This window comes from Bacillus sp. PK6-16, from assembly GCF_056530295.1.
In genome coordinates this window covers 1577042-1590341 of record NZ_CP096511.1, presented here as the reverse complement: position 1 = coordinate 1590341, position 13300 = coordinate 1577042, and the positions used below count along the sequence as shown (strand labels likewise).

Genomic DNA, 13300 nt, shown 5'->3' with positions numbered 1-13300 from the left:
TTATTTCCCCCTTACCACTGTTCCGATATTTTCGCCTAAAACGGCACGTTTAATATTACCTTTTTCCATAACTGAGAATACAATTAATGGAATATCATTATCCATACATAGAGAAGAAGCTGTAGAATCCATTACACCTAAACCTTCTTTTAATACATCTAAGTAAGTAAGCGTTTCGTATTTTGTAGCTGTTGGATCAATAGATGGATCCGCATTATATACACCATCTACATTGTTTTTCGCCATTAAAATTACATCTGCTTCAATTTCTGCCGCACGTAATGCTGCTGTTGTATCTGTAGAGAAGTATGGGTTACCTGTACCTGCTGCAAAGATAACAACACGTTTTTTCTCTAAGTGACGAACTGCTTTACGACGAATGTAAGGTTCTGCAACTTGACGCATCTCAATTGAAGTTTGTACACGAGTTTGAATTCCGATATTCTCCAAGCTATCTTGAAGAGCTAATGAATTCATAACTGTCGCTAACATGCCCATGTAATCTGCCCCTGCACGATCCATGCCCATTTCACTTCCAATTTTTCCACGCCAAATGTTACCGCCACCAACAACAACAGCAACCTCTACATCAAGTTCTGCAATTTCTTTTACTTGTTCCGCAACTGACTTAATAACAGTTGGGTTAATTCCAAATCCTTGCTCTCCAGCTAAAGCTTCTCCACTTAGCTTTAAAACGACACGATTATATTTCGGTTTACTCATAATGAACCTCCAATTGCTTACATCTTTATTTTAAAAAAGGGAACACAATGTGTTCCCTAATCTGTATTAGTTACTACCTTTTACTTGGTTCATTACTTCTTCAGCAAAGTTGTCTTCGCGTTTTTCGATACCTTCACCAACAGCGTAGCGAACGAATCCTTTTAATGTTCCGCCTTTAGACTCAACGAATTGACGAACTTTCATATCAGGGTTTTTAACGAATGCTTGGTCAAGTAAGCAAATCTCTTCGAAGAATTTGCCTAGACGGCCTTCAACCATTTTCGCAACGATTTTCTCAGGCTTGCCTTCGTTTAATGCTTGTTGTGTTAATACTTGACGCTCATGCTCAACTTCTTCAGCTGTTACAGCATCGCGGTCGATGTATTTAGGGTTAACTGCAGCGATGTGCATTGCAACATCTTTAGCAGCAGCTTCATCAGTAGAACCTTCAAGAACTGTTAATACACCAATGCGTCCACCCATGTGTAGGTAAGCGCCGAATGCATCTGCATCAGTTTTTGATACGATTTCGAAACGACGAAGTGTAAGTTTTTCACCAATTTTAGCGATTGCTTCGTTGATGTGCTCTTCAACTTTTTTACCGTTTTCCATTGTTTGAGCCATAGCTTCTTCAACGTTAGCTGGTTTGTTAGTTAATAAGTGAGCAGCTAATTCTTTAATTAGTGTTTGGAAACCTTCGTTTTTCGCAACGAAATCAGTTTCAGAGTTTAATTCTAAGATTAAAGCGTCGTTACCGTTTGTTTCGATGAAAGTTAAACCTTCAGCAGCAATGCGGTCTGCTTTTTTAGCAGCTTTCGCAATACCTTTTTCACGTAAGAAGTCAATTGCCTTCTCCATGTCGCCGTTAGTTTCTGTTAAAGCTTTTTTGCAGTCCATCATACCTGCGCCAGTTTTTTCACGTAATTCTTTTACCATTTGAGCAGTGATTGCCATACTTTTCATCCTCCTAAAATATGTATTTATACCTTTTATAAAGGTGTTTATACCTTAAAAAAGGTGATAAAAGGCCGAACCCCTTATCACCTTTCCAACTTTGTTACGCAGTAACAGTTTCTTCACCTTGTTTTGCTTCAAGGATCGCGTCTGCCATTTTAGATGTAAGAAGTTTTACAGCACGAATTGCATCATCGTTTGCTGGGATAACGTGATCGATTTCGTCTGGATCACAGTTTGTATCAACGATACCGATGATTGGAATGTGTAATTTGCGTGCTTCAGCAACTGCAATACGCTCTTTACGAGGGTCTACTACGAATAATGCACTTGGAAGACCTTTCATATCTTTAATACCGCCTAAGAATTTCTCAAGACGCTCTAACTCTTTTTTAAGTTGAACAACTTCTTTCTTAGGAAGTACTTCGAAAGTACCATCTTCTTGCATTCTTTCGATGTCTTTAAGACGCTTGATACGCTTTTGGATTGTTTGGAAGTTTGTTAAAGTTCCACCTAACCAACGTTGGTTAACGAAGTACATACCAGCACGAGTTGCTTCTTCTTTAATAGCTTCTTGTGCTTGTTTTTTAGTACCTACGAATAAGATGTCTCCGCCTTCAGCAGCGATGTCGCGCATCGTTCTGTAAGCTTCCTCAACTTTTTTCACAGTTTTTTGTAAGTCGATGATGTAGATACCGTTACGCTCTGTGAAAATGTAACGCTTCATTTTTGGGTTCCAACGACGAGTTTGATGTCCGAAATGAACACCAGCTTCAAGCAATTGCTTCATAGAAATTACTGACATAATATAGTTCCTCCTAAATGGTTTTTGATATCCTCCGTTTACTTCATCTCTAAGCGAAACTACAAACGTAGCACCAACACTTAAATCAGTAAACGTGTGTACTTTGTACTGACACCACTGCTTACTATATCATACTGAAATATTACAATCAAGTCGAAAATGCGAACAATGTAAAACTTTCTTTGTTCATACTCGAATTCTAGTATTACCAACCTTCTTTTCTTTTAAGCAAAAAAGTAAATACAATTAATAGTTTTCCCAGAAAAAACGCTTATGACACTTTTCACAAGTATCTTCTATCCATTGCACAAAAAAACTCTCCTCAATTGAGGAGAGTTTTTTATAAATTAGTTTGTTTTTAATTTAGCAAGTTCTTGTAGAAACTTGTCGTTTAGCACTTTAATGTATGTTCCTTTCATACCTAAAGAGCGAGACTCAATAACACCAGCACTTTCTAATTTACGTAGTGCATTTACGATTACAGAGCGAGTAATTCCTACGCGATCAGCAATTTTACTTGCAACAAGTAAACCTTCTGTTCCATTTAATTCTTCGAAGATATGCTCAATTGCTTCTAACTCACTGTAAGATAATGAGCTGATTGCCATTTGAACAACAGCTTTACTACGCGCTTCCTCTTCGATTTCTTCTGCTTTTTCACGTAAGATTTCCATACCTACAACAGTTGAGCTGTACTCAGCAAGGATTAAATCATCATCTAAGAACTCTTGACCAAGACGAGCTAATACTAATGTACCTAGACGCTCACCGCCACCAACGATTGGTACGATTGTAGTTAAACCTTGACCGAATAATTCTCTGTTTTCTACTGGGAATGCTGTGTAAGCACTGTTCACATCTAAGTTTGAAGATGTTTCTGTAATGTTGAATAAGCTTTGTGTATATTCTTCTGGGAATTGACGTTCTGCAAGCATTTGCTTCATGCGTTCGTTTTCGATTTGTTGGTGAATTGCATAACCTAGTAATTTACCACGACGGCTAACTACGAATACGTTTGCTTCGATTACTTCACACATTGTGTCAGACATTTCTCTAAAGTTTACAGGCTTCCCTGCTGCGCTCTGTAATAACGCATTTAATTTTCTCGTTTTTGCTAATAATTCCATTTCAAAAGTTCCTCCTACATGTTACTCACATATTTTTTCATCACTTGGAAACTAGGGCGAGTCACCTGATGACACTATTACAAAATAAACTGGCTCACATCTTTATTTTTAGCAATTGTTGCTAATTTCTCCTCAACGTATTGAGGTGTTATCGTTATTTTCTCTAACGTAATTTCAGATGCTTCAAACGATAAATCTTCAAGGAGCTTCTCCATAATCGTATGAAGTCTTCTTGCTCCAATATTATCTGTATCCTGATTAACTTGATAAGCAATCTCAGCAATCTTACGAATAGCTTCGTCTGAAAATTCAATTTCTATACCTTCAGTCGCTAATAATGCCATATATTGTTTAATTAACGCATTGTCAGGCTCGATTAATATTTTAACAAAATCGTCTGTCGATAATTTTGTTAATTCTACTCGAATCGGAAATCTCCCTTGCAATTCCGGAATTAAATCCGACGGTTTAGACATATGGAACGCTCCAGCTGCAACGAATAAAATATAATCCGTTTTTACTGATCCGTATTTTGTCGCAACATTCGACCCTTCTACAATTGGCAGAATGTCACGTTGCACACCTTCACGTGATACATCTACGCTATTCGACTGCTTACCAGCAATTTTGTCAATTTCATCGATAAAAATAATCCCGAGCTGTTCAGCACGATAAACAGCCTCTTGTGTAACTTCATCCATATCAATTAAGCGCTGTGCCTCTTCATTTGTCAAGAGTTTTCTTGCTTCTTTTACAGAAAGTTTACGTTTTTTCGTTTTTTTCGGCATAAAACTTCCTAGCGCATCTTGGAAATTCATTCCCATTTGTTCCATGCCAGTTCCTTGTAACATATCAAACATGGAAGACTGTTGTTCAGTCACTTCAATCGATACAATTTCTTCTTCAAGAAGCCCTGCAGCAAGCTTTCTCTCTACATCTTGACGTTTCTTTTCGATTTCAACATCTTCTTGTGTATCAGACGTTTGATTCGAATTTTGAGCGCCTCCAAAAAGCATCTCTAATGGATTTTTGAATCCAGATTGCTTCTCCGGACTCGGCACTAAAATTTCAACAAGACGTTGATTCGCTTGCTCTTCTGCTTTATCTTGAACTTTCACTACCATTTCTTCTTTTACGATACGAACCGATGTTTCCACCAAGTCACGTACCATCGACTCTACATCTCTACCCACATATCCAACTTCTGTGAATTTTGTAGCCTCAACCTTAATAAAAGGTGCTCCAACGAGTTTCGCCATTCGTCGTGCTACCTCTGTTTTCCCAACACCTGTCGGTCCAATCATTAAAATATTTTTAGGTGCAATTTCGTCACGTAAATTTTCAGCTAATTTACTGCGGCGATATCGATTTCTCAACGCTACAGCAACCGCTTTCTTTGCGTCTTTTTGACCGATGATGTATTGATCTAATTTTTCCACAATTTGGCGCGGAGTAAAATGTAAATGCATATAAAATGCCTCCCTTACGATTCTACAATTCTTCAACAATTATGTTGTGATTCGTATAAACACAAATATCGCCAGCAATCTCTAAACTCGCTTTCGCAATTTGCTTCGCTGTTAAGTGTTCACTTGCATATTGCTTTAAAGCACGACCTGCAGAAAGTGCATAATTCCCACCAGATCCAATTGCTAAAATACCATCATCCGGTTCAATCACTTCTCCTGTACCTGAAACAAGGAGCATAGTTGTTTTATCCATGACAATGAGCATCGCTTCTAGCTGACGTAACATTTTATCGCCACGCCATTGTTTTGCCATTTCAACAGCAGCACGCTGCAAGTTGCCATTATACTCTTCTAATTTCCCTTCAAACATTTCAAAAAGAGTAAATGCGTCAGCAACTGATCCTGCGAAACCAGCTAAAACTTTACCTTGGAAAAGTTTACGAACTTTACGAGCTGTATGTTTCATTACAACAGCATTTCCCATTGTCACTTGGCCATCTCCAGCCATTGCACATTCTCCATTATGATGAACTGCAAATATCGTTGTAGCGTGGAAATTTCCCATAGAAAAAACTCCTTTATTTGTTTTTATAGCTTTTAAAGCAATTTATGCCCGCGGGTGATGCTTCATGTAAACAGAACGCAATCTTTCTTTAGAGACATGCGTATAAATTTGTGTCGTCGACAAATTTTCATGGCCTAATAGCTCCTGTACAGTACGTAAATCCGCCCCTTCATCTAGCATATGTGTAGCAAATGTATGCCTTAACATATGGGGACTTATCCGCATTGTCAGCGAAGCCTTTTTAATGAGTTCATTTAAAACATAACGAACCCCACGACTTGTTAGCGGTGTACCTTTCGCATTTAAAAATACCATATGAGAATCTTCGTCAGTCTTATTAACTAACTGTTTTCTCCCATTCTCTATATAAGTAATTAAAGAATCTTGCGCATAGCTTCCGAACGGGATATACCTTTGTTTTTTTCCTTTTCCCATTACTAAAATTGTTCCCACCGCAAAGTCAATATCGGTAAGTTGTAAATTGACACATTCACTCACACGGATCCCAGTCGCATACATCAACTCTAATAAAGCTTGATTCCTTTGGCCTAATGGCGTTTCCGTGTCAGAAACTTCAAATAATTCCTCTAACTCTTCAGCATATAAAAACTTTGGGATTGACAATTCTTTTTTGGGGAGTGACGCAAGTGCAAACGGATTATCCTTTCGATAACCTTCACGCATCAAAAAACGATATAAACTTCGTAAGCTTGATACTTTTCTTGCGACAGATTTACGGGCTAACTTTTCATCGTGCAACGTCGTTAAGTACAAACGAACATCCGCGTATGTAACGTCTAAAAAAGAGGATATGCCTTCTCGTTCCATAAATTGCACAAAATGTTCTAAATCATTTTGATAACTTGCAATTGTATATTTTGAATAATTTCTTTCAATTTGTAAATATCCAACGAATAATTGTAACAATTTCTTCACATTCACACAACTCACCTCAATAAAGGCTACTAAATCGTATCACAACTTAGTAGCCTTTGCAAGAAATTTAACTAAATATTTACAAAATTTCGAATCGTTTCTAAAGCGCGTGCTGCGTACGCTTCATTTCGTTCTGCTTTCTTTTTAATCTTCTTCTCTAACGGTGCAAATAGACCGAAGTTCGCATTCATCGGCTGGAAGTTTTTAGCGTTCGTTGCCGTAATGTAATTTGCCATGCTACCCATCGCAGTTACTGGCGGTAATACAACTGGCTCTTCACCTTGCACAAGACGCGCAGCATTAATTCCTGCTAATAATCCTGATGCTGCTGATTCAACATATCCCTCTACTCCAGTCATTTGACCAGCGAAGAATAAATCATCACGTTGTTTATATTGATATGTTGGACGAAGCAAATTAGGTGAATTAATAAACGTATTACGATGCATTACACCATAACGTACAATCTCTGCATTTTCCAATCCCGGAATTAACTGTAGCACTTCTTTTTGCGGTCCCCACTTTAAATGAGTTTGGAAACCTACGATATTGTATAAAGTTCCCGCTGCATCATCTTGACGTAACTGAACAACAGCATATGGCGTTTTCCCTGTTTTTGGATCTTCCAATCCAACAGGTTTCATAGGTCCAAATACTAACGTCTGTCTCCCTCTACTTGCCATAACTTCTACTGGCATACAACCTTCAAAGAAAATTTCTTTTTCAAACTCTTTTAAAGGCACTGTCTCAGCAGCAATTAGAGCCTCATAAAAACGATCAAACTCTTCTTCTGTCATTGGGCAATTTAAATATGCAGCTTCACCTTTGTCATAACGCGATTTTAAATATACTTTATTCATGTCAATACTGTCTTTTTCTACGATTGGGGCTGCAGCATCATAGAAGTAGAAATAATCTTCTCCTGTTAATTCTTTCAATTTTGCAGAAAGATCAGGAGATGTTAATGGACCTGTAGCAATAATTGTCGGTCCCTCTGGAATATCTGTAATTTCTTCATTCATTACAGTTACATTTGGATGGTTCTTTACGTATTCTGTTACTTTAGCTGCGAACTCATGACGATCTACAGCTAAAGCACCTCCAGCTGGTACAGAGCACTCATCCGCCGCACGAATAATTACAGAATCCATTAAGCGCATTTCCTCTTTAATAACTCCAACTGCATTTGTTAAAGTGTTTGCACGAAGTGAGTTACTACATACTAATTCAGCGAATTTATCTGTGTGATGAGCTGGCGTTTGCCTTACCGGTCTCATTTCATATAATCTAACTTGGACACCACGTTTTGCAATTTGGTAAGCCGCTTCACTTCCTGCAAGACCTGCGCCAATGACGTTTACTACTTGTGTTGTCATTTATATCACCTTTCCTTTTCTTCCCGAAAAAAATGTGAGCAGTTACGCTCACATTTGTTGTTCTTCTTCATAATCGCACGAAATACATTGTACTTGCACGCCTTTTTTCAACTTTTTCTCTACAAGCATGCCTTCGCACTTCGGACACTTACGACCAATTGGCTTATCCCAAGATACAAAGTCGCATTCCGGATACGTACCGCACCCATAGAAAAGACGTTTCTTTTTATTACTACGGCGTTCAATAATTTGACCCTTATCACACTTTGGACAAGTAACACCGATTTCTTTCACAATCGGCTTTGTATTACGACAATCTGGGAAATTCGAGCAAGCCATAAATTTCCCGTATTTACCCATTTTAAAGACCATTGGGTGATTACATAATTCACAATCTTCCCCAGCTGGTTCATCTTTAATTTCCACTTCACGCATTTCTTTTTCCGCTTTTTCTAAACGCGGTTCAAAACCTACGTAGAAATCATCAACAATTTTTACCCAATTCGCATTTCCTTCTTCTACTTCATCAAGGCTTTGCTCCATATTGGCAGTAAATTCAATGTTAATAATTTCTGGGAAAAACTCTAAAATAAGTTCAATTACTATTTCACCAAGTTCAGTCGGAACGAAGCGTTTATTATCCAAACCTACATACCCACGCTTTTGAATTGTTTCAAGTGTAGGTACATATGTTGACGGTCTTCCAATTCCAAGTTCTTCAAGTGTTCTTACTAGGCGAGCCTCTGTATAGCGCGGAGGAGGTTGTGTAAAATGTTGCTTTGGTTCTAAATCCTTTGAAAATACAGTTTCCCCTACTTCTAAAGGTGGCAACATCTTATCCTTTTCTTCAGCACCATCATCTTTTGACTCTACATACACTTTCATAAATCCTGGGAACTTTACAACCGATCCACTTGCACGGAACTGAACATTGTTATTAATGAGTCTCGCTGTCACAGTATCCATTATAGCAGACGCCATTTGACTTGCAACAAATCGCTCCCAAATCAATTTATATAATCGAAGTTGATCACGACCTAAGAAACTTTTTAGTTCCTCTGGCTTTCTCATTACTGAAGTAGGACGAATTGCCTCATGCGCATCTTGTGCATTTGACTTTTTCGTTTCTTTCTTCTTTTCTGTTCCTATGTATTCCGTACCATACGCTTCAGTGATGTAAGTACGAGCCTCTGTTTGAGCTGTTTCTGAGATACGTGTTGAATCAGTTCTCATATACGTAATAAGACCTACAGTTCCTTGTTTTCCAAGATCTATCCCTTCATACAATTGCTGTGCAAGCATCATTGTTTTCTTTGCTCGCATGTTTAACTTACGTGCTGCTTCTTGTTGCAAGGAAGATGTTGTAAACGGTAATGCAGGATTACGTTTTCGCTCTTTGCGCGTTACATTTTCAACTGAAAACGCATTGTCTTTCATCTGTTCAATTATTTCATTCACTTGCGTTTCATTTGTTAATTGAACTTTTTCACCATCTACACCGTAAAAGCTTGCTTCAAATGTGTCTTTTCCTTTTACAAATTCTGTTTTAATTGTCCAGAATTCTTCAGGTTCAAAGTTTTGAATTTCCCTTTCACGCTCGATGATTAAACGAACTGCTACAGATTGTACACGTCCTGCACTTAATCCTTTTTTTACTTTCTTCCATAATAAAGGACTAATATTGTAACCAACAAGACGATCAAGTATACGTCTTGCTTGTTGTGCATCCACTAAATCCATATTAATTGCACGAGGATGTTTAAATGATTCTTTGATTGCATCTTTCGTAATCTCATTAAACACAACCCGACAATCTGATTCAACGTCCACATTTAACGTATTCGCTAAATGCCAAGCAATTGCTTCCCCTTCACGGTCTGGATCGGCCGCGAGATAGACTTTCTTTGCTTTTTTCGCCGCTGATTTTAAATCTTTTAAGACGGGACCTTTACCACGAATGGTAATATACTTCGGGGTGAAGTTGTTCTTTACTTCTATCCCCATTTGACTTTTTGGCAAATCGCGAACATGTCCCATAGACGCGACAACTTTGTATTTTTTCCCTAAATATTTCTCAATGGTCTTCGCCTTAGAAGGCGACTCCACGATTACGAGGTAATCTGACATGCTAGTGCCTCCTTAAGAGGTGGATTCAAGTCTTCATTAATCTTATTGATTTCTCTTGTTTTTGTCAATCAAGAATGAATATACCATACAGTGCCAATCTACCATTTGTCAATAATTGTTTAATAAAAACATAAAAATATAAGGTTAATTTAAAATCTCTTCCAAGATATCTTCTGCATTTCTTACTAGTTTTGCTCCTTGCTGAATAAGATGATTCGTTCCCGATGCCCCCTCTATAAATATAGGTCCAGGAAGCGCAAACACCTCTCTATTTTGCTCTAACGCAAGGTCTGCAGTAATAAGTGTTCCACTTCTCGATTTCGCTTCTACAACTAAAACACCTTTACTTATACCACTAATAATCCGGTTCCTTTTTGGAAAATACCACTTTTTCGGTGCATAGTGCGGCGGATACTCTGTCAATAACAATATATATTCCTTCCACATTTCATATAAATGTCTATTTTCTTTCGGATACATAAAAGACAATCCATGCCCTAATATCGCAATAGTCGGGCGATGATGCCTTACTGTAATCTCATGAGACATTGTATCTATCCCTTTTGCAAACCCACTGACAATAAGCCACTCTCTTTCTAATAAAGGGTGTAAAATAAACTTCAAACTCTCATGACCATATAATGATGGTTCTCTCGTTCCAACAACTGCTAATTTATTTACTTTATTCAGGAAATCTTTCTCTCCTTTTCCATATAAAACGAAGGGAGGGTCTTGTATTTCACGTAATAATTGCGGATAATCTTCATCCCATATCGTTATATAAAAAATACGATTTCTCTCTAAATAAGATATATATTGCGGAAGATTTGAACTTTGAAGAAATTTTACTAGTTCTGAAGATTTTTTCGAGGATATTCCAGTGTAGTGTTCCATTTGTTTTTCGTTAAATTTATATATGTTCTTTAATTCTGGATCGACATATAGTAGCCTCTCCATCGCCTTCCAATAATCTGCTAGCAAGTAATGAAGATGTAATAATCTCTCTCTTTTCATCTTGATTCTCCTTACCCATAATTTTTATTATGTAAACAGAAAAAAGTGTAAAAAGACACCCTCAAGTAAGAAGGTGTCTTTCAACAGATTAATAGTTTTTACAAGTCTCAAATAAACCTTTTTCTTTTAAAACAGAGATTAGCGTTTCTCCCATAACTGCTGGAGTTTCAGCTACTTTAATGCCACAAGCTTCCATTGTTTTAATCTTTTCAGCAGCAGTTCCTTTACCGCCAGAAATGATTGCACCAGCATGGCCCATACGTTTGCCAGCAGGCGCTGTTTGACCACCAATGAAGCCTACAACAGGTTTTGTCATATTAGCTTTTACCCATTCAGCTGCCTCTTCTTCTGCTGTACCGCCGATTTCACCAATCATAATTACAGCATGTGTTTCTTCATCTTCATTAAATGCTTTTAACGCATCAATAAAGTCTGTACCGTTAACAGGGTCTCCGCCGATACCTACAGCAGTAGATTGGCCAATACCTTCTTGTGTTAACTGATGTACAGCTTCATAAGTTAATGTACCAGAGCGAGATACGATACCAACATGACCTTTTTTATGAATATATCCTGGCATAATACCAATCTTACATTCATCTGGTGTGATTACACCTGGGCAGTTTGGTCCAAGTAAACGTGTATGTTTACCCGCCATATATCTCTTTACGTTTACCATATCTAATACAGGAATCCCTTCAGTAATACATACTACTAAATCAATTTCTGCATCAACAGCTTCCATAATTGCATCTGCCGCAAAAGCGGGTGGAACGTATACAACTGAAGCGTTTGCGCCTGTTGCTTTCACTGCATCTTCTACTGTATCAAATACTGGTACACCTTCAATATCAGTGCCGCCCTTACCTGGTGTTACACCACCGACAATTTTCGTACCGTATTCAATCATTTGTTTTGTATGGAATAAACCTTGAGAACCTGTAATACCTTGAACAATAACTTTTGTATCTTTATTAACTAATACGCTCATTTTTCTCCCCCGCTTTCTATTAGCCCACTAGTGAAACAATTTTTTGTGCACCGTCTGCCATAGATTCTGCTGCAACAATATTTAAGCCAGACTCATTTAAAATTTTCTTACCTAGTTCTACGTTTGTGCCTTCAAGACGTACAACTAAAGGTAACTCAAGACCTACTTGTTTCGTTGCTTCAATAACACCTTCTGCAATAACATCACACTTCATAATGCCACCAAAAATGTTAACGAAGATACCTTTTACATTTTTGTCAGAAAGGATAATTTTGAATGCTTCTGTAACTTTTTCTGCAGTTGCACCGCCACCAACATCTAAGAAGTTAGCTGGGTCACCGTGGTAATGTTTAATGATATCCATTGTAGCCATCGCTAAACCTGCACCATTAACCATACAACCGATATTTCCATCTAAAGGAATGTAGTTTAAGTCGTATTTTGAAGCTTCAATTTCTTTTGAATCCTCTTCATCAAGATCACGAAGCTCTAAAATGTCTTTATGGCGATATAACGCATTAGAATCAAAGTTTAATTTTGCATCTAATGCCATAACTTTACCTTCGCCTGTTGTAACAAGTGGGTTAATCTCAGCGATAGAGCAATCTTTTTCGATAAACGCACGATATAAGCCCATCATAAACTTCACAGCTTGTCCTACAAGCTCTTTTGGAATATTGATGTTAAATGCAATTCGGCGCGCTTGGAAACCTTGCAAGCCTACTGCTGGATCAATATATTCTTTAAAGATTTTTTCAGGTGTTTTTTCTGCTACTTCTTCAATTTCTGTTCCGCCTTCTTCAGACGCCATTAAAACAACTTGAGAAGTTGCACGATCTAAAACTAGACCTACATAATATTCTTTTTTAATATCGCAACCTTCTTCGATAAGTAAGCGTTTTACTTCCTTACCTTCAGGACCTGTTTGATGTGTCACAAGTGTAGTTCCTAAAATGCTTTCTGCATATGTACGAACTTCATCTAAATTTTTTGCAACTTTTACTCCGCCAGCTTTGCCGCGTCCACCAGCGTGAATTTGTGCTTTCACTACACATACATCTGTTCCTAATTCTTTCGCTGCTTCTACAGCTTCTTCTACTGTAAATGCAACCTTCCCGTTCGGAACGCTAACCCCATAGCTTCTAAGGACTGCCTTACCTTGGTACTCATGGATATTCATGGTCCCATCCTCCCCTGTTTTCCTGTTTTACTC

Annotated in this window: 12 protein-coding genes; all 12 read right to left on the bottom strand. The window is 37.9% G+C overall.

Annotated features, from left to right (window positions below):
* Positions 1 to 723, bottom strand: a complete 723-nt coding sequence (gene pyrH / locus M1D66_RS08335; RefSeq protein ID WP_000042668.1) for a UMP kinase — start codon at positions 721 to 723, stop codon at positions 1 to 3.
* Between the two features lie 66 nt (positions 724 to 789).
* Complete coding sequence (tsf, locus tag M1D66_RS08330) at positions 790 to 1677, bottom strand: translation elongation factor Ts (protein WP_001018578.1); 888 nt, start codon at positions 1675 to 1677, stop codon at positions 790 to 792.
* A gap of 103 nt (positions 1678 to 1780) precedes the next feature.
* Positions 1781 to 2482, bottom strand: coding sequence for a 30S ribosomal protein S2 (rpsB, locus tag M1D66_RS08325; protein WP_000111485.1), 702 nt, complete (start codon positions 2480 to 2482; stop codon positions 1781 to 1783).
* A gap of 347 nt (positions 2483 to 2829) precedes the next feature.
* Entirely contained in the window at positions 2830 to 3609 is a 780-nt protein-coding gene (gene codY, locus M1D66_RS08320) for a GTP-sensing pleiotropic transcriptional regulator CodY (protein WP_000421290.1), read from the bottom strand.
* Positions 3610 to 3686: 77 nt separating this feature from the next.
* Positions 3687 to 5078 (bottom strand): ATP-dependent protease ATPase subunit HslU, encoded by a 1392-nt coding sequence (gene hslU / locus M1D66_RS08315; protein WP_000550078.1) that lies wholly within the window; start codon positions 5076 to 5078, stop codon positions 3687 to 3689.
* A gap of 22 nt (positions 5079 to 5100) precedes the next feature.
* Positions 5101 to 5643 carry an ATP-dependent protease proteolytic subunit HslV gene (gene hslV / locus M1D66_RS08310; protein WP_000526272.1) on the bottom strand — a complete coding sequence of 181 codons (543 nt, stop codon included), beginning with the start codon at positions 5641 to 5643 and terminating at the stop codon, positions 5101 to 5103.
* Between the two features lie 42 nt (positions 5644 to 5685).
* Positions 5686 to 6585: a tyrosine recombinase XerC gene (xerC, locus tag M1D66_RS08305; protein ID WP_001101243.1), complete on the bottom strand. Its 900-nt coding sequence runs from the start codon at positions 6583 to 6585 to the stop codon at positions 5686 to 5688.
* A gap of 65 nt (positions 6586 to 6650) precedes the next feature.
* A complete protein-coding gene (gene trmFO / locus M1D66_RS08300; RefSeq protein ID WP_000213002.1) occupies positions 6651 to 7955 on the bottom strand; it encodes an FADH(2)-oxidizing methylenetetrahydrofolate--tRNA-(uracil(54)-C(5))-methyltransferase TrmFO in 1305 nt (434 codons plus the stop codon).
* Between the two features lie 48 nt (positions 7956 to 8003).
* Positions 8004 to 10082 (bottom strand): type I DNA topoisomerase, encoded by a 2079-nt coding sequence (gene topA, locus M1D66_RS08295; RefSeq protein WP_001286963.1) that lies wholly within the window; start codon positions 10080 to 10082, stop codon positions 8004 to 8006.
* Between the two features lie 144 nt (positions 10083 to 10226).
* A complete protein-coding gene (gene dprA, locus M1D66_RS08290; RefSeq protein ID WP_000818043.1) occupies positions 10227 to 11096 on the bottom strand; it encodes a DNA-processing protein DprA in 870 nt (289 codons plus the stop codon).
* Between the two features lie 88 nt (positions 11097 to 11184).
* Positions 11185 to 12087 carry a succinate--CoA ligase subunit alpha gene (gene sucD, locus M1D66_RS08285; protein ID WP_000115178.1) on the bottom strand — a complete coding sequence of 301 codons (903 nt, stop codon included), beginning with the start codon at positions 12085 to 12087 and terminating at the stop codon, positions 11185 to 11187.
* Between the two features lie 19 nt (positions 12088 to 12106).
* Entirely contained in the window at positions 12107 to 13267 is a 1161-nt protein-coding gene (sucC, locus tag M1D66_RS08280) for an ADP-forming succinate--CoA ligase subunit beta (protein ID WP_001020791.1), read from the bottom strand.
* Positions 13268 to 13300: the final 33 nt, after the last annotated feature.